Here is a 17305-nt window from a genome sequence, read left to right on the forward strand (position 1 = left end):
TTTAATAATAAAAGACGGATTAGTTCAAAAAATTAGGATAATATTGATGAAAATTAAAAATAACCTTGCTTTAATAGGAATGCCTGCCGTGGGCAAGAGTACGGTGGGGGTGCTACTGGCAAAAAAAATGGGGTTTGCGTTTTTAGATACGGATCTTCTCATCCAGACACGAGAGAAGATGACCCTTGCCCAGATTATTTCACAGAAAGGACTGGAACGTTTTCTCGAAATTGAGGAATCCCATTTGCTCAGCCTTGACTGTTCACAGCATCTCATCGCCACCGGCGGTAGCGTGATCTACAAGGAAAAGGCCATGGCCCACCTTGCACAAACAGCCACCATCATCTATCTTTGTGTGGATTTGGATATTCTGGCAGATAGGCTGTCCGATGTGATTGAACGGGGGGTTGCCATAGACCCTGGAAAGGGGATTGATGACCTTTACAAAGAAAGAACTCCCTTGTATGATAAATTTTGTGATATAAAGATTGTTTGCGGGGTTAAGACCCCGTCACAGGTTGTAACCGCCATTGAAAAAAATTTGAGATAAAATTTGGTATAAATACCAGGGAGGATAATCATGGGTGAGATGCTGACCACAAAACAGGTGGCGCTATTTTTAAGCGTAAATGAAAAAATGGTCTATACACTTATTGCTGAAAAAGGCCTTCCTGCTTCCAAGGTAACGGGCAAATGGTTGTTTCCCATTGATCTGGTCCGGCAATGGGTTGAGACGGGTACGGAAAATTATCCGGAGATGGCAAAGCTGCCTCCCTACCACGGGTTGGTCCTAATCGCCGGATCCAATGATCTCTTGTTGGATAAAATTATTTCCACCTTTAATCTCAAGCATGAGGATCATATGGCCATGTTTGGTCTTGCCGGCTCCATGGGAGGGCTTAAGGCGTTGCGCCAGAACCTGTGCCATATTGCAGCAAGCCATTTGGTGGCGGATAACAAGGAGTACAATTTTCCTTTTGTCCAGGATGAAATGTCCCCAATGCCCGCGGTGGTGAATTTTTGTTTGCGGGAGCAGGGGATTTTGGTTCAAAAGGGAAATCCTGAAAATATTCAATCTGTCAGCGATTTGAAACAGCCCCATATAAAAATGGTGAATCGCATGTTGGGAACCGGTACTCGCCAGCTTTTTGACAAGGAGTTGAAAAAAGCAGGTATCAAGGGGGAAACCCTGGATGGGTATGACAATTGCCTGTCACGGCATATGGATATAGGGCTTGCGATTTTAACAGGGAAGGCCCAGGCCGGACCCGGGATTAAGTCTGTTGCCAAACTTCTGGACCTTGATTTTATTTCCCTGTGCTGGGAACGCTTTGATCTGCTGATTGGTAAAGACCGGTTTTTTGACCAGGGAATTCAGCTTTTTCTTTCCCTGTTAAAGGGTAAGGTCATTCAGGCGAGTGCCAAAGAATATGGTGGATATGATCTGTCTATGACCGGGAAAATGGTTTACCCTGAGGCGGCCATCCATCAAGAGGACTTGATCCCCAAGGATGCCCTGGGGTAGGGAAATATCCAACTATTTACAAGAGCATAATACGGATGAGATGAGGCCGGTTGATGCGATCATCGACACGATTCGCGCTGGCCGGGATATTTTAGACAAAGGGGAGCACTTCAGTTCACCTGGATGCATCTTTATCAACCGATTTTCGTAAAAATCTGGATGAGTTTAACGGGCGATGTCTTGATCTGTTCTAATTTTTTTATTCCCTTCTGCAGTGTTGATTTAGCAAAAAAATAATGTTTTCCACTATCTAAATGCGGTTCTTGTCTTTGCCGGGCATCGCCATACTAGATTATTGCCTGGCCTTGTTTACTTGTCTGAATCCAAGGGTCCCGGAAAAAAATTGCCGAGCCCCAGGAAAAACAAAACAGCAAAAAATAGAGCAAATTTATTTGTCAAACCTTGAATTTCCCCATCATATCGGAAAGTTTACTGGCAAGTCCGGACAGATCATCGGCCTTTGTCTTCACCTGGGAACTTGAGTCGGCCATTTGAACTGCAGACTGGGTTACCTCAGATATCTCCTCGGAAACCCCCTGGGACGCTACAGATCCCTGGGCAATATTTTCATTGACCTCACCAATCCCCAGGGACGCCTGGGATACATTTTCGGCAATTTCCTTTGTGGTGGCAGATTGTTCTTCAACGGCGGTGGCAATGGTAGACACAATTTCATTGATTTGTGTCACCACCCGGGTAATATTGGAAATTTCCTTGATGGTCCCGTCCGTTGAGGTTTGAATACCTGTTACCCGTTCTTTGATGGCATTGGAGGCTTCGGCGGTCTGACTGGCCAGATCCTTAATTTCATTGGCCACAACCGCAAACCCTTTACCGGCTTCCCCGGCTCGGGCGGCTTCAATGGTGGCATTCAAGGCCAGCAGATTGACCTGGGAAGAAATATCGGTAATGGTTTCCACCACCGTAAAAATCTCCTTGGCCGATACTCCGAGTTCATCCACCTGGCTTGTGGCATGTTCGGTCTGGCCAACGGCATCCATTGTAATGCTCCTGGCCTTTTCGGCATTCTGGGCAATTTCGTTGATGGTGGAGGTCATTTCCTCGGTTGCTGAAGAAACCATGTTGATATTGGTGGAAGCCTCCTCCATGGCAGCTGCCATGGAGGTCATATTGGCAGTCATTTCCTCGGATGCGGTGGCTACGGATTCTGCCCGTCCAGATGTATCTTGGGCTGCCAAATTCATCTGGTCCGAGATACCGGACAGGGAGGTGGATGATTCGTTAAGAGCCTGGCTGTCTGACTTGATGTTGCTGATCATGGATTGGATGTTCTCTATAAATTTATTAAAATACTCAGACAGTTCCTGGGTTTCATCACCGGAACTATCCTCAATCCGCTTGGTCAGATCCCCTTTGCCCTGGGCAATCTCCTTGAGCATCTCAATCATATTCCGGATGGGTCCCACCACCCCCTTGGCAATAACAAAATAGGAAAACAACAAAGAGAGAAGTATAATGACCACCACAACACAAACCATTTTAATGCTGGCTTTGGAAACATTGCTTTTTACCATACGGCTCTGCTCTGCCACCACGGCATCAATTTCATCGGTATAGATCCCGGTGCCGATATACCAGTCCCAGTCCACTAATTTTCGGTTGAATGAGGTTTTGGGCAAAGGGTCATCAGACCCGGGTTTGGGGAAGTAATAGGTGGAAAAACCTCCCTGTGCGTTGGCATCTCCTGCTTTGATAAAATCCCTGACAATAAAATTTCCTTTTTTGTCTTTGAGATCATAATAATTTTTCCCCTCACGTTCGGGTTTGGGAGGCAGTAAAATGCAGATTCCCTTGGAATCATAGATAAAAAAGTATCCGCTGTTGTCTTTACCGTAACGGATGGAACCAATGCTCTGGAGGGCGCTTTGTTTTAACTGTTCTTCCGTGGATTCCAGATAAACCCCGCCACCGATAATCCATCCCCAGGGGTTGAACAGCTTTACATAGGAAATTTTATCCACGGGCTCCTCAAACCCGGGTTTGGGCCATTTGTAATCCACAAAACCCCCTCCGTCCCGTTTTACGACATCATCCATCTCCTGGAAAAAAAGCTTGCCGTCGGGATCTTTCAGCCCTAGAAGCGGTTTTCCGTTCAAAGAGGGCTTGATGGGGTGGTGAACCATATCGCCCTTTGTATCCTGAATCCAGAAATACCCTTTTCCATCCTTTCCCCAGCGCATTTTATCAATAATTTTGATGGCCGCCTGTTTCCGGTTTTCCACCTCCCCTAAGGTATCATTGTCACTGGTTGATTCAAAAACAGCAATGGCCTGATCCACAACGGCTTTTACCGTGTCTCCGTATTCTTTCCGAATGGCTTCTTTATCCCGGGAGGCGTCCAGGCGCTCTTTTGCAATGGTAAAAGCAGAATTTACCAGATCCTTGATCTGTGCTTTTTTTTCGCCCATCATACCATCACCATAGCTTTGAATGGCAAATTCTCCTCCTTTTTTCAAAGAAGCGACAGACAGCAAAACCGATGCACCCCCCACCAGAACCAATGCAACGATGATCAAAAGATTAACTTTTGTGCCGATGTTAAGTTTCATACAAAATCCCCCTTTTTGGAAAAAGATGCTTTGCTGTTAAACAAAATGATGTGGCAAATAAATTTGATCTTAATGGTTGGCGATAATCTATCACACTGACATTGTGAAATACAATTTTTAAAAAAATATACCGGTGATCAAATCCTTCATTCCCATGGTTTTTCCCCTGTTGTATTTCCCTGTTTTTGATGATGTTTTTTTGTTTTCCTAGGGACAGGCCTGGTTGCATTGGCAAATTAAGGCCTTATCATTTAAATGATTTTAAGCTATAATATTGAAAAATGGTGAATTTATCAATGGAACAGGCACGGGAATGGGAACAGGCACGGGAATAGACGAAATAAATACGAAATAACCAGGGAGGAAGCAATGAAAATAGCATTTCCAATAACAACGGATAACGGGCTGAAAAGCCTGATAAGCGAGCGCTTCGGCGTTGCTGAAAAATTTATGATCCTGGACCTTGAGACCCGGGAGGGCAAGGTTGTGGTCAATCAAAAAAGCATTGAAGGTAACTCTTGCAAAACCGGGGTCTTTGCCAAGGATACAATTGTAGACGCTGTGGTCACCAATTGTATAGGGGATGGATCCCTGCGGGGGTTGACTACCGCCAACATCCGAGTGTATACAGCCCAGGGAGATTCCATTGCCGAAAACCTGGAACTCATGAAAAATGGCGAGCTAAAACTTTTTCATATATTTGACCTCTGCCAGGGAAAAAAGAACAAAAAAGAAGGCGGATGCGGGCACCACGATTGATGAAGAGTTTATTGAGCTGGATTGGCAGACTGTTGTATTTTTTTATCGGCTGGACCTATGATCCCCTTCCAGGCTATTGGGACAAAAAAAGTGTGGTCATTGGCTTTCCCCATACCAAAAATATGGACACCTTCCGGGCCCTGACCTATATAAAGATTGCAAAGGTTGATGCCCGGCTGCTGGTCAAGGCCTCCTGGTTCTTTTTCCCCATGTCCCTTCTGCTCAAAAGCCTTGGGGGACTTCCGGTAAAACGCAACAAGGCCAGCGGGTTTGTGGAAAGTGTGATCGATGAATTCAACAACCGGGAGGAACTGGTGGTGGCATTGGTCCCAGAAGGCACTAGAAAGCAGGTTGCCACCATTAAAACTGGATTCTGGCACATTGCAAAGGGGGCAAAGGTGCCCATCATTTGCTGGTATCTGGACAACCGGGAAAAGCGCACCCGGTGGATCGGGAAAATAGATCCGGGCGAGTCCCTTGAAGCAGATTTGCTCAAAATAAAAGAAATTTATGCGGGTGCTGGTTTTTCCATTCCCTTGAATACTTTAAAAAATTCAGATAATCAGAATTAGTTTTTTTCATTAAGTTATTTTATAATTTTATGCATAAAAATTATGTGATTCATTAAAATTTTTAATTTTTTATGGGCAAATTCTGATTTTCACAAAATTATTTCCCCTTCCCAAACCACGTAAGTCCCTGAAAAACAATAAAAAATAATTGACATGACCCCTGGGAATCTTTAAACTAAGAATTTTGGAAAATTGATGATCCTCTCTTTTTGCGCATTGTCAGACATACAAACTGCAGATGGATAAATGTTTAAAAGACAAGGAGTGAAACTATAATGTGTCGCCTGTTCGCACTTACCAGCAAGGACCCGGTATCTCCGATGTTGGCCATCAAAGCCCTTGATGTAATGAAAGAAGGACATGATGGGTCCGGCATGGGCCTGCTGCTCCAGGACCTTGGGGGCCCCTTTGAAGAGATGAAGGATGCACCGATTTTATCGGGTATTTTCAGTGAAGAAGGAATCCGGCGCCTGGATCTGTTCATGATGGACAAGGGATTTATGACCAAGTATAAAATTTCTTTAAAAATCCCCAAAAAGCCGGTGGAAGGGATTCCCCGAAGAGATGTCTATCTGATCCGGGCCTATGAACTGCCCGAAGATTGGGAAAATTTTGATGCCGATGAGATTGCTACTCGCCTCACGGACATACGTCTCAAAATTCGGGACATGGGAGAAGAAAAACGAGACATGATCGTCTTTTCCTTCTGGCCCGACACCATCATGATCAAAGAAATAGGAGATCCCCTGCAGTTAGGGGAATATCTGGGGCTTGACAGAAAAGAGCTTCATGCCCGGGTGATCATGGCCCAGGGACGTCAGAACACCAATTATGCCATTAACCTTTATGCCTGTCATCCCTTTTTTATCGAAGGGTATGGCACCATGACCAATGGAGAAAATACAGCATTTATCCCCATCAGAGACTTTCTCTCTTCCAGGGATATCCCGGCCTATAGCGGGTACCAGTCCGATTCCGAGGTGTTTGCCCATATTCTCCATTATTCCATGGTGGAATTAGGTTTGGGCATAGATGCCTACAAGCACGTGATCACCCCCCTCCAGGAAGAAGACCTTCAAAAACATCCGGATGCAGCGTTTTTGACTCATTTGAAGCGAACCTGCAGGCCGCTGATTATTGACGGACCCAATTGTGTTATTGGTACCCTGCCCGATCATTCGCTGTTCATGGCCCAGGACAGAAAAAAACTCAGGCCCGGAGTTGTGGGAGGGAAACCGGGTATCTATGGTTTCTCATCTGAAATCTGCGGCCTGGATGCCGTTCTCCCGGACCGGAACAAATCCAAGGATATTCAACCCATGCACCTTGATACTGTAATTGTAAGCCCTGACCGCCAGGAGGTAAAGATATGTCGTCAAACCGAAAGCTTGAACCTTCCGCTTTAAGCCTCAACGATCTGCCTTGGCAGATTCGTTATAATAATGACCGGTGTACTCTGTGCGGACAATGCACGGCGGTTTGTCCGGTAAAGGCCATTGAACTGAAGGTATTTAGAAAAAGAATCATCAAAACATCCATACAAAAGGATGCGGTTCATTCCAATGAATATGACACCTTTTACGGAATTCAGCAGAAAACATCTGTGGAAAATGCCTGCATCGGATGTGCCATGTGCACCATGGCCTGCCCCAATGACGCCATCGCCCCGGTTAAAAATCCGGGGTTGGACCGGTTAAAATTCCATATCAACCAAAAGGGTGTTCCCCGCCGTCGCGGCGGCAGACGAAACGCCTCTGGTTCTGTGCTGGACCGGATCAAGTTCACCCGAATTTCCATGCTCACGGATCCGGCCCTGGACGCCGGGCGCCACGAATTTGAGATGAGAACTCTGTTGGGAAGGGTGCTCTCCCCCAGGGAAAACATGAAGCGGCTTAAAGCACATGGCTGGATTCCACCGGTAAGGGAAATCTATCCGTTGATCATTGGCGGCATGTCTTTTGGTGCCCTTTCCCCCACCATGTGGGAAGGACTGCAGATGGGAGTGGCCTACCTTAATGAAGAGATGGGCATGCCCGTGCGCATGTGCACAGGAGAGGGGGGATGCCCCCCAAGGCTTTTGCGTTCCCGTTTTCTTAAATATGTCATCCTCCAGGTTGCTTCCGGGTATTTCGGATGGGATGAGATTATCCATGCCATTCCCCATATGAAGGAAGACCCCTGCGCCATTGAGATCAAATACGGCCAGGGCGCCAAACCCGGGGACGGCGGATTATTGATGTGGCACAAGGTCAATAAACTCATTGCCGCCATACGCGGTGTTCCCCAGGGGATTTCCCTGCCCAGTCCCCCCACCCACCAGACCCAGTATTCCATTGAAGAATCCGTGGCCAAAATGATATTGTCCATGTCCATGGCCTGGGGGTTCCGGGTACCGGTATATCCAAAGATATCCGCTTCGTCCACCTCCTTGGCTGTGCTCAACAACCTGACCCGGAACGATTTTGCCTCGGGGCTTGCCATTGACGGGGAAGACGGAGGAACAGGAGCTGCTTATTCTGTCTCTCTGGACCACATGGGCCACCCCATCGCCTCTTGTATAAGGGATAATTACCTGAACCTGACCAAGATCGGCAAGCAGAACGAAATCCCCATCTTTGCCGGGGGCGGAATCGGTAAAAACGGCAATATTGCCGCCAACGCGGCCGCTCTTATTATGTTGGGGGCTTCCGGGGTTCAGGTGGGCAAATATCTCATGCAGGCGGCAGCCGGATGTGTGGGCACGGAAGAGGACAGATGTAATGTTTGTAATTTAGGCATCTGCCCCAAGGGAATCACCTCCCAGGATCCCAGGCTTTACCGGCGACTGGACCCCGAAGACGTGGCCCAGCGGATTGTGGATCTTTTTGTTTCCTTTGACACGGAACTTAAAAAGATCGTGGCACCTTTGGGAAGATCAACCTCGCTTCCCATCGGCATGTCCGATGCCCTGGGGATTGATGACCATGCAATCGCAAAACGCCTTAGTATTAAGTATGTGGTGTAAAGGAAGCTTTTATGAAAACAAGTGACTATATTTATATATCAGGCAAGAGAGAAGACAAACGGATCCCCTCCCGGGTGCTGGAAGAAATCATCCACCAGCACATAAAAGGCGGTAGCCGAAAGCTTGAAATTGAGGCCTTTGGCCAGCACGGCATCGGCGGCAGGCTCTGGGATACCGTCGAAGAAACCCATATTCGCATCCTTGGGCACTCGGGCCAGCGAGCCGGTTCCATGGGAAACGCCAATACCAAAATCGAGATCATGGGCCCGGCCTCCGACGACATTGGCTGGCTCAATGCAGGGGCCGAGATCATTGTCCATGGCAATGCCTCCAACGGTGCCATGAACGGAGCAGCCCAGGGAAAAGTCTATATTGGCGGCAACTTAGGCGCCAGGGCCATGACCATGACCAAGTGCAACCCGAGGTTTGAACCGCCGGAACTCTGGGTCCTAGGATCGGTGGGGGATTATTTCGGAGAATTCATGGCCGGCGGCATTGCCGTGGTCTGCGGCATTGGCTCCGGGAAAGAAGATAAAGTTCTCGGCTACCGGCCCCTGGTGGGCATGGTGGGTGGCACCGTATATGTCCGGGGCGATGTGGCGGGCTTTTGCGAAAAAGACGCCAAAGTCATCCCCATGTCCGATGATGCCTGGGAATGGCTGGCCTCAAACCTTGAAATTTTTCTTAATAAAATCAACAAACCCGAACTGCTGGTCACCCTGGCCGACCGCGCAACCTGGCAGGTGTTGACCTCCAAAACTCCCCAGGAAAAAGCAAGGGGGTCTGAAAGGCCATCCATGCGTTGGTTCAGAGATCAGGTCTGGGATAAGGAACTGGGCCGGGGCGGTCTCATCGGAGATCTTCAGGAGACAGAAAGGGGGACCATTCCCCTCATTGGAAAGGCAGAGATGAGGCGCTATGTACCGGTGTGGGAGCAGGGGAAATATAGTTCTCCCTGCCAGGCATCCTGTCCAACCGGCATTCCGGTCCAGGAGCGCTGGGCCATGGTCCGGGCGGACAATATTGACGAAGCCATCAGCATGGGCCTTACCTACACCCCCTTTCCGGCCACGGTGTGCGGATATTTATGTCCCAGTCCCTGTATGGCGTCCTGCACCCGGAATCAGGCCACCATGACCCCTATTGATGTAAGGCTTTTGGGCCGTGCCGGCAAGGATGTTCCTCCGCCCAAACCCGCCAAAAAGAGTAACAAAAAGATTGCCGTCATCGGGGCCGGCCCCGGCGGTATTTCTGCGGCCTGGCATCTGACCTTAAAAGGGCATACCGTCACCCTCTTTGAAACCGGAAAAACCATAGGCGGCAAGATCTCCTCGGCCATCCCCGACTCCAGAATCCCAGGAGAGACCCTGGACACGGAGCTCAATCGAGTGAAATCTTTGATCCCGGATATCCGCCTGGAACAGGAGATTGACCAGGCCGAATTTTCTAAAATAAAATATGACTATGATTTCACCATTGTAGCAGCCGGGGCTAAAAAGCCCAGAACCCTTCCTATACAGGGTATTGAACGGACAATTGCTGCCAATGGTTTTCTGGAATCGGCCAAACTAAAAGGCAAAAAGGTTGGCAAAAAAATAGTCATCATCGGGGCGGGAAATGTGGGATGCGATGTGGCAACCGAGGCCCACCGCCTGGGGGCCAGGGAGATCACGCTCATCGATGTTCAGAAGCCGGCGGCATTTGGCAAGGAACGAGATGATGCCCAGGCCTGCGGCGCCAGTTTCAGGTGGCCTTTGTTCACCAAGGAGATCACCCCCAAGGGTGTTTTACTCCAGGACGGAGAACTTCTGGCAGCCGATACCGTGGTGGTTTCCATCGGGGATGTTCCTGACCTATCTTTTATCGGGGATGAACTGGCCATTGAAAACGGGTTTGTAACCGTTGATAAATTTGGCTGCACCTCTGATCCCCGGGTGTTTGCCACAGGGGACGTGGTGGGACCGGGACTTATCACCGATGCCATCGGCGGGGGAAAAAGAGCCGCCCAGAGCATTGACCAGATCATTGCCGGCAAACGCCCTGAGCTGGGAGAACAGCTTCCCATGATAGACAAAAATAGGATAAGCCTTGAATATTATGACCCTCGACATAAGGCAGATGAGCTGAGCAGTTGCGGGGCGGACTGTGCCTCCTGCGGAAACTGCAGGGACTGCGGTATCTGTGTCGCCATCTGCCCGGAAGCTGCCATTGAGCGCAAAGCGTTGGGTGAATCCGGGTTTGAATATGTTGTGGATCCAGATAAATGCATTGGATGCGGATTTTGCAAAGGCGCATGCCCCTGCGGCATCTGGGATCTGGTTCCCAACACACCGCTCTAGGAGAACCGGGCACTTAGGAAAGCTAGAACCTAAAGGGAATATTTCTTTTATATTGACTGTTAACCATCATTTCTGATTAGGTGGCATGTATTATGGAAGGAAAGAACGACCAGACATATGACGGATATATAAAGGCGCTGACCGACATCAGCCGTGCCATCACATCCGATCTTTATATTGAGGATCTGTTGAAGCTCATTGTGATGGTCACGGCCAAGGTCACCGGGGTGGAAATATGTTCCCTGTGGATTGTCAATGAAGAGGAAACCCCCCCGAAAATCCGCCTCAAGGCCACCCAGTCCATTTCTCCTGCTTATATTAAGGATAGATCCCTGGATCTTAATGAAGGGGTGGTGGGGTATGTGGTCACCCATAAAAAGCCCTTGATCCTCAAGGATGTGCTGAACAGCAAGCGATTCAAGGAAAAGGAGATGGCCAAAAAGCTGGGCCTTGTCTCCATGGTAGGCATCCCGCTTAAAACCAAGGAAGACCTTGTCATCGGGGTGTTGAACTGTTTTACTGCAACCTCCCATGATTTTTCAGAAACAGAAGTCAATCTGCTACGGGCTGTGGCCAACCAGTCAGCTGTTGCCATCGTCAATACAGAGCTCATGGTAAAAACCCGTGTCATCCAGGAAGAACTGGAGGCACGCAAAAAGGTAGAACAGGCCAAGGAAATTCTTATGGTCAACCGGCAGATGACAGGAGAGGCGGCCCATCGCTGGATGCAAAAACGGAGCATGGATTCCAGAAAAACCCTTCGGGAAGTGGCAGAAGCCATTCTCCTTTCCTACGAAATTTTCAATAAACAATAAATACCGGTGATTCCAGTCCAGGACATAATACGCTTCCCGGATCTGGTACAGCTGTACCGGTGGAAGTGAACCTCCCTCCCGCATGGTCCGTTTGATATCCATGAAGCGCTTGCCCGAAACATGTTTTTTGGGCCTGAACCGGTAGTCAAAATCAGAATATTTCCCCCCACTGCCGTTGATGTTTTCCATGGCAATGGTCTGAACGCCATGGTGTTTCAAAAATTCAATCTTTTCCCCCACATGAGGGTTTTGGAAAACATCATGGAAGGGCCTGTTACCGTGCTGAAAAACAGCCGGAAAAATGCTGAGATAACCGCCCGGGACATGCTGGCAAAAGTGGATCTTTCCGACAAATGGGATGTATACCCGGCCCCCTTATCCGGCGGTCAGAAACAACGGGTTGCCATTGCAAGAGGCCCTGCCATGAAACCCAAAATCATGCTGTTTGACGAACCCACATCCGCTCTTGACCCGGAACTTGTGGGAGAAGTATTCAATACTATCCGCTCCCTGGCGGAACACGGAATGACAATGATCATTGTCACCCACCAGATGGGTTTTGCAAGAGAGGTCGCCGACCGGGTCATCTTCATGGAAAACGGAGCCCTGGTGGCCTAGCCCCCGCCCCTTTTAGGCCGGCGGTTATTTTTTTGTATTATTAAAAACGCACGCCTGACTCAAGAATGAGATAAAAAAGCGGCAGGAGATATAATACCATTCTCATGATTTTTGACTCCTTCCACCTGGCCATTAAAATCACGGCACAGAGCCCGAAAAAAACCGAAGCCCCGCGAAGGCCCATGGAAAGATAGCTCCATTTGAGAATGGTCCCCTCAAGCCCCAGAAATACAATGGCGGATGAGGCTGCCAGGACTGCCAGTGCGCAGATCCTGATCAGGCTCAAAGAATCCATTCTGTCGGAAAGGTGTTTTACTTTTTTAATGCCGTCCATGTAGATATTGGTTGTAACACCCAGCACAAGGCCCGCACCCGTGCCCAGAACCACCAGCAGCAACCCCGCGGAAAATAAGGCGGCCAGGCCCGGCGGGAAAACAAGTTTAAAGAAAAACGGCAGGGCCTGGGCACTGTTCCCGGCAAGCTCAGGATGATACGCCCGAAGGTAAAGACCGATAATGATGCCCAGGATGCCGATGGGCGGTATGACCAGGGCACTTAAAAAGGCGCCGTTACGGGCCTGCTGAATTGTTTTTGCCGCAAAAATGGCTTGGAGATAAATCTGGGTGGATAAAACCCCCATGATCATCGACCCAAGATCCACCAGGGTGGGCTTTATGCCGCCGGAAAAAAGACTTAAAAACTGCTCGTCTTTGGGCAGTCTTGCTATGATTTCATTAAACCCGCTGCCGTTTCGAACCGCCAGAAAGGCTGAAACCATCATTATACCGTAGAGCATGAAAAACTTTATCTTGCCCACGGCTCCGGCCCCGGCAATGCCGCCGGATACCACAAACACCCCCATAAGCCCCGTGGTGATCACTACGGATACGCCCATGGACAAATCAAACACAGACCGGAGAATGGCCATGGCAGCAAGATACTGGGCAATGATATGGATAAACATGCCCAGGGAATTAAAAAAACTGCTATAGTATTGAAACCGCTCTCCAAAATAATGCCCCAGAAACTGGGAAACCGTGACAACCCCTTCCCGGCGCAGGGCCACAGCAAAAAAGCACCCCAGGACAAAACAGGAGATCCCGCTTCCCAGGGTAAAAATCCAGGCAGCCACGCCATGATCATAAGCGGTCTGGACGGTCCCAATGGTTGAGACCCCGCCCACCAGCGTGCCAATGATCACCCAGGAGACCTGGATTGTGGTAAGAGAACGACCGGCAACGGAAAAATCTTTTTCCGTTTTAATTGTTTTGGATTTTCCGATCACAAAATATGAGATAAGCACAAAAGAAACGATAAATACTGTGCCATAAAGATAGTTGTCCACGCTGCCCCTTTAATTATTTTCAAAGGGTCAGGTCTACACCCCTGACAGATTTTGTCAAGGGGTTTTCCCTCTGTCCGGTCGTTGACAGGGTTACCATGGATTAGGCCGTATCAGCCATTTTAACCGGTTTTGGACCGGCAGATCGTATTTTGGATTCTCTTGCGGCGTTCCTTTTATCTTCTCAGGAGGCAAGGCCTTCCCCTTACAGGGATTAAACAACGCCTGGCCTCGGGGCCGGTATGGTTACTATCGACTAAGACAGGAGTAGTTCAGTTATGGGAGAGATAAGATGGCAAATGTGATAAAACCGCCGGCACCGGCGGCATTTGGCAAGGAAAAAGAGGATGCCCAACGTTGCGGCGCACAATTTCGGTGGCCCCTGTTCACCAAGGAGATCACTCCCAAGGGGGTGCGGTTTTTTGGATGGAGAACTTCTGGCAGCCGATACCGTGGTGGTTTCCATCGGGGTGTTGAACTGTTTCACCGCAGTCTCCCATGATTTTTCAGAAACAGAAGTCAATCTGCTACGGGCTGTGGCCAACCAGTCAGCTGTTGCCATCGTCAATACGGAGCTCATGGTAAAAACCCGTGTCATCCAGGAAGAACTGGCGGCACGCAAAAAGGTAGAACAAGCCAAGGAAATTCTTATGATCAACCGGCAGATGACAGGAGAGGTGGCCCATCGCTGGATGCAAAAACGGAGCATGGATTCCAGAAAAACCTTACGGGAAGTGGCAGAAGCCATTCTCCTTTCCTACGAAATTTTCAATAAACAATAAATAGATTCGAATCCTTTGGGCCGGACTAACAAATAAATCCCTCCTTGACCCTGGACAGCCCCGGAATAATGGTCTGGGTCCGGATGATTCCCTCAATTTTGCGGACTCGCTGGTCCACAAATTCAGCAATAACTTCCGCATCCGAGGCCAAAAAATCCCGCTCCAATACGATCTTGGCCAATATATCAATACTGCCATGGACCGAGTGGACCTCTTGCATTTCATCCAGAGCAAACAATTTATCAAGGACCACAAGCCCTGTTGATGTATCGATGTCGATGAGAACAAAGGCGGTAATGGTGCGCTTCATTTCAGGATAATCCGGGGTGCTTTTTTCCAGCATGCTTTTTCGAAAGCCCTCCATGCTCTTGGGAATGAGCCGGTCAATGCCGATGCCGTACTTGCGAGGGGAAGCCCTGTGCCAATGATGATAGGTAATATAGGTGTACAGGTCAGCCGCTGTCCGGCCCGGAAAATACTTGACCAGACCGCCATTGCCGATAATGGCCACCATGGGGATATAAATGGTATTGTACCAGTCTTTTGCCGCTTTTAAAAAATCACAATCTCGACCCGACTGACCGGCCAGATAAAGTTGATGTTTTTTAATCTGATTGTCCAGAAAATTATACTTGCCCACCTCAGTCAGATCAATTTTTTCTGTCAGGCCTGTTCGCGAATAGAATTTTTTACGTTCAATATACAGCAGGTTGTCCAGGGTGTTTTTACCCGATAACAGTTCTATCACCTTGGCCTTGATCTCTGTCCATCCCAGTTCTTTTGCCGCTGCCACCCGGTGATTCCCGTCCAGGACATAATACGCATTCCGGATCTGGTACAGCTGTACCGGTGGAAGTGAACCGCCCTCTCGCATGGTCCGTTTGATATCCATGAACCGTTTGCCCGAAACATGTTTTTTGGGCCTGAACCGGGAGTCAAAATCAGAATATTTCCCCACACTGCCGTTGATGTTTTCCAGGGCAATGGTCTGAACGCCATGGTCAACAAACTCCACATCTTCTTCCTTTGCCTGCTGTTCGTTAAAAGAACTGATATGGTTGTTGTCTTCCTTTGACGTATCAGAACCAAAAAGCGTTTTTAGAAAATTTTTCATCATTAGACCTCAAGTATGGTGTATCCACAGGTATTGATCACCTGGGTGGTATGAACCTTTGTTATTCTGTCCGCGGGTGTTTCAAACTCCTGGTGAATATGGCCGTGGACAAAATAATCGGGTGACTGTTTTTTTATGAGGGAATTGAAACTTTCAAACCCCATGTGGCAGCGGTCTTCCCGGTCATGAATATGCCGGGGGGGAGCATGGGTGACCACCATATGGATCGGGCCTTTCCGCCAGATGGAAAACCACATCCAGAATATCATTTTTTTCATTATGGCATCGGGGTACTGGTTGGGTCCGCCATTATACCAAATTGAGCCTTCAAGTCCTAAAATATTCAGGGAACCAAAGGAAACTACCCGTTCATGTATGTTTTCACATCCAATGGGATTTTCCCAGGTATACCGGATATCATGATTTCCCTTCACATAGTACAGGGGTGCATCCAGACGATCCCGTAGAAAAGACAGATATTCAGGGGCAAGGTCTCCACAGGAAATAATCAGGTCCACGGACTCAAGGGTCTTCTCCTCCAACTTCCGGGTTAATTCCTTATCAATAACATCAGACACCGTCAAAATTTTTAATTGATGTTGCTTCTTTTTTTTTATATTCATGATCCAGATCACTATTCGGTGTTGTAACAATACGATTTTGTTTCAATATAATTTCCCCTGGTCATGTCTTTTTTTAAATTTCTGGAGAAATTATTTTCCAGAGCCATGATATGCCATTTACCCCCTTATCGTCAACCCGCCTTTCCTCTGACAGACAGATGGGAATCTGATGTTGGCGAACTCGAGCCTTCCCTCAAAAAAAAATGATTTGAGCGGGATTCTTTACAAATAGTGCTTGCCATTTAAAATGGGTATGCTAAGTATTAAACTCACTATAGAAGGGTTTATCATTGTTTAACATGGCTTTTTGCAGGTCCCCGGGATTCATCCCAAGGCGGTTGTAAACAGTCAAACATTAATCTTTTTAGGAGAAGACGATGAAAAAAGTACTTATTTCTTTATTTGCAGCGGCATTTCTTTTGGTATCAGCACCTGTGTTCGCAGATGATATCGGACTTGCCAAAACTTCCACCATTGAAGCAATTGTAAAATCCGGCACCCTTCGCGTCGGAATGGAATCAGGATACCTTCCCTTTGAGATGACCAACACCAAGGGAAAATACATTGGATTTGACGTGGATATGGGAAAAGCCCTTGCAAAGGCTATGAAAGTAAAATACGAACCTGTCAATACTGCCTGGGACGGGATTATCCCCGGTTTGATCACGGATAAGTATGATATCATCATCTCGGGTATGACTTGTACCCAGGAAAGAAACCTGGCCATCAATTTCACCGATCCCTACATTGTTATCGGACAGGCAATCCTTCTCAACAAAAAACATGAAGGCAAAGTGTTGTCTTACAAAGACCTCAATGACCCCAAATTTACCATCACATCAAAACTGGGAACCACCGGAGAACAAGCGGTTAAGAGAATGATCCCCAAAGCCACCTATAAATCATTTGAAGTTGAAACAGAAGCCTGTATGGAAGTTATCCAGGGCAATGCAGATGCCACGGTTTACGACCTTCCCTTGATTGAGATCATGCAGGCACAGCATGGTGCCGGTAAAACAATTGCCTTGAACGAGCCCTTCACCTTTGAACCCCTTGCAATGGCGGTTAGAAAAGGAGATCCTGATTTCCTGAACTTCCTGAATAATTTTTTACGCCAGTACAAAAATGATGGAAGATATGACAAAGCCTATGAAAAATGGATCAAATCCGACAAATGGCAAAAAGATCTTCAAAACTAGATTGATTGTGTCAATTTAATCGGGGCCGACAGGAATGTTTTCT

The 17305-nt window shown here is 48.0% G+C and carries 16 protein-coding genes; 12 read left to right on the forward strand and 4 right to left on the reverse strand.

Annotated features, from left to right (window positions below):
• The first annotated feature begins 46 nt into the window (after window positions 1-46).
• A complete protein-coding gene (locus ACZ45G_RS29655; protein WP_464174222.1) occupies window positions 47-550 on the forward strand; it encodes a shikimate kinase in 504 nt (167 codons plus the stop codon).
• Between the two features lie 30 nt (window positions 551-580).
• Window positions 581-1525, forward strand: a complete 945-nt coding sequence (locus ACZ45G_RS29660) for a substrate-binding domain-containing protein (RefSeq protein WP_464174223.1) — start codon at window positions 581-583, stop codon at window positions 1523-1525.
• Window positions 1526-1920: 395 nt separating this feature from the next.
• Here ACZ45G_RS29660 and ACZ45G_RS29665 read toward each other — a convergent pair whose 3' ends face one another.
• Window positions 1921-4095 carry a methyl-accepting chemotaxis protein gene (locus ACZ45G_RS29665; protein ID WP_464174224.1) on the reverse strand — a complete coding sequence of 725 codons (2175 nt, stop codon included), beginning with the start codon at window positions 4093-4095 and terminating at the stop codon, window positions 1921-1923.
• Between the two features lie 369 nt (window positions 4096-4464).
• Here ACZ45G_RS29665 and ACZ45G_RS29670 point away from each other — a divergent pair, with 369 nt between their 5' ends.
• From ACZ45G_RS29670 to ACZ45G_RS29700, 7 genes are all read left to right on the forward strand, one after another.
• Window positions 4465-4854 (forward strand): NifB/NifX family molybdenum-iron cluster-binding protein, encoded by a 390-nt coding sequence (locus ACZ45G_RS29670; RefSeq protein WP_464174225.1) that lies wholly within the window; start codon window positions 4465-4467, stop codon window positions 4852-4854.
• On the forward strand, window positions 4854-5426 hold the full coding sequence (locus tag ACZ45G_RS29675; protein ID WP_464174226.1) for a 1-acyl-sn-glycerol-3-phosphate acyltransferase: 573 nt from the start codon (window positions 4854-4856) through the stop codon (window positions 5424-5426). Before ACZ45G_RS29670 ends, ACZ45G_RS29675 begins: the two co-directional genes overlap by 1 nt.
• A gap of 275 nt (window positions 5427-5701) precedes the next feature.
• On the forward strand, window positions 5702-6832 hold the full coding sequence (locus tag ACZ45G_RS29680) for a class II glutamine amidotransferase domain-containing protein (RefSeq protein ID WP_464174228.1): 1131 nt from the start codon (window positions 5702-5704) through the stop codon (window positions 6830-6832).
• Window positions 6796-8430 carry a glutamate synthase-related protein gene (locus ACZ45G_RS29685; RefSeq protein ID WP_464174229.1) on the forward strand — a complete coding sequence of 545 codons (1635 nt, stop codon included), beginning with the start codon at window positions 6796-6798 and terminating at the stop codon, window positions 8428-8430. The genes ACZ45G_RS29680 and ACZ45G_RS29685 overlap by 37 nt, the downstream gene beginning before the upstream one ends.
• A gap of 11 nt (window positions 8431-8441) precedes the next feature.
• The gene (locus ACZ45G_RS29690) at window positions 8442-10769 is read left to right on the forward strand and encodes an FAD-dependent oxidoreductase (RefSeq protein ID WP_464174230.1); all 2328 of its coding nucleotides are present in this window, start codon (window positions 8442-8444) and stop codon (window positions 10767-10769) included.
• Between the two features lie 92 nt (window positions 10770-10861).
• Window positions 10862-11584, forward strand: a complete 723-nt coding sequence (locus ACZ45G_RS29695) for a GAF domain-containing protein (protein WP_464174231.1) — start codon at window positions 10862-10864, stop codon at window positions 11582-11584.
• Between the two features lie 120 nt (window positions 11585-11704).
• Entirely contained in the window at window positions 11705-12202 is a 498-nt protein-coding gene (locus ACZ45G_RS29700) for an amino acid ABC transporter ATP-binding protein (protein ID WP_464174232.1), read from the forward strand.
• A gap of 40 nt (window positions 12203-12242) precedes the next feature.
• Here ACZ45G_RS29700 and ACZ45G_RS29705 read toward each other — a convergent pair whose 3' ends face one another.
• Entirely contained in the window at window positions 12243-13547 is a 1305-nt protein-coding gene (locus ACZ45G_RS29705; RefSeq protein WP_464174233.1) for a sodium:solute symporter family protein, read from the reverse strand.
• A gap of 289 nt (window positions 13548-13836) precedes the next feature.
• Between ACZ45G_RS29705 and ACZ45G_RS29710 the strand changes: the two genes are divergently transcribed.
• A complete protein-coding gene (locus ACZ45G_RS29710) occupies window positions 13837-14046 on the forward strand; it encodes a hypothetical protein (protein WP_464174234.1) in 210 nt (69 codons plus the stop codon).
• Window positions 13967-14326 (forward strand): ANTAR domain-containing response regulator, encoded by a 360-nt coding sequence (locus ACZ45G_RS29715; RefSeq protein ID WP_464174235.1) that lies wholly within the window; start codon window positions 13967-13969, stop codon window positions 14324-14326. Before ACZ45G_RS29710 ends, ACZ45G_RS29715 begins: the two co-directional genes overlap by 80 nt.
• A gap of 25 nt (window positions 14327-14351) precedes the next feature.
• Here ACZ45G_RS29715 and ACZ45G_RS29720 read toward each other — a convergent pair whose 3' ends face one another.
• Complete coding sequence (locus ACZ45G_RS29720) at window positions 14352-15443, reverse strand: ParB N-terminal domain-containing protein (protein ID WP_464174236.1); 1092 nt, start codon at window positions 15441-15443, stop codon at window positions 14352-14354.
• Window positions 15443-16063: a metallophosphoesterase family protein gene (locus ACZ45G_RS29725; RefSeq protein WP_464174238.1), complete on the reverse strand. Its 621-nt coding sequence runs from the start codon at window positions 16061-16063 to the stop codon at window positions 15443-15445. Before ACZ45G_RS29725 ends, ACZ45G_RS29720 begins: the two co-directional genes overlap by 1 nt.
• A 377-nt stretch (window positions 16064-16440) precedes the next feature.
• Between ACZ45G_RS29725 and ACZ45G_RS29730 the strand changes: the two genes are divergently transcribed.
• Window positions 16441-17262 carry a transporter substrate-binding domain-containing protein gene (locus ACZ45G_RS29730; protein ID WP_464174239.1) on the forward strand — a complete coding sequence of 274 codons (822 nt, stop codon included), beginning with the start codon at window positions 16441-16443 and terminating at the stop codon, window positions 17260-17262.
• Window positions 17263-17305: the final 43 nt, after the last annotated feature.

Source organism: Desulfoconvexum algidum, assembly GCF_055382125.1.

Coding starts and splice junctions, on each gene's coding strand:
- ACZ45G_RS29655 (WP_464174222.1), top strand. CDS start 47: ATGAAAATTAAAAATAACCTTGCTTTAATAGGAATGCCTGCCGTGGGC.
- ACZ45G_RS29660 (WP_464174223.1), top strand. CDS start 581: ATGGGTGAGATGCTGACCACAAAACAGGTGGCGCTATTTTTAAGCGTA.
- ACZ45G_RS29665 (WP_464174224.1), bottom strand. CDS start 4,095: ATGAAACTTAACATCGGCACAAAAGTTAATCTTTTGATCATCGTTGCA.
- ACZ45G_RS29670 (WP_464174225.1), top strand. CDS start 4,465: ATGAAAATAGCATTTCCAATAACAACGGATAACGGGCTGAAAAGCCTG.
- ACZ45G_RS29675 (WP_464174226.1), top strand. CDS start 4,854: ATGAAGAGTTTATTGAGCTGGATTGGCAGACTGTTGTATTTTTTTATC.
- ACZ45G_RS29680 (WP_464174228.1), top strand. CDS start 5,702: ATGTGTCGCCTGTTCGCACTTACCAGCAAGGACCCGGTATCTCCGATG.
- ACZ45G_RS29685 (WP_464174229.1), top strand. CDS start 6,796: ATGTCGTCAAACCGAAAGCTTGAACCTTCCGCTTTAAGCCTCAACGAT.
- ACZ45G_RS29690 (WP_464174230.1), top strand. CDS start 8,442: ATGAAAACAAGTGACTATATTTATATATCAGGCAAGAGAGAAGACAAA.
- ACZ45G_RS29695 (WP_464174231.1), top strand. CDS start 10,862: ATGGAAGGAAAGAACGACCAGACATATGACGGATATATAAAGGCGCTG.
- ACZ45G_RS29700 (WP_464174232.1), top strand. CDS start 11,705: ATGTTTTTTGGGCCTGAACCGGTAGTCAAAATCAGAATATTTCCCCCC.
- ACZ45G_RS29710 (WP_464174234.1), top strand. CDS start 13,837: ATGGCAAATGTGATAAAACCGCCGGCACCGGCGGCATTTGGCAAGGAA.
- ACZ45G_RS29720 (WP_464174236.1), bottom strand. CDS start 15,443: ATGATGAAAAATTTTCTAAAAACGCTTTTTGGTTCTGATACGTCAAAG.
- ACZ45G_RS29725 (WP_464174238.1), bottom strand. CDS start 16,063: ATGAATATAAAAAAAAAGAAGCAACATCAATTAAAAATTTTGACGGTG.
- ACZ45G_RS29730 (WP_464174239.1), top strand. CDS start 16,441: ATGAAAAAAGTACTTATTTCTTTATTTGCAGCGGCATTTCTTTTGGTA.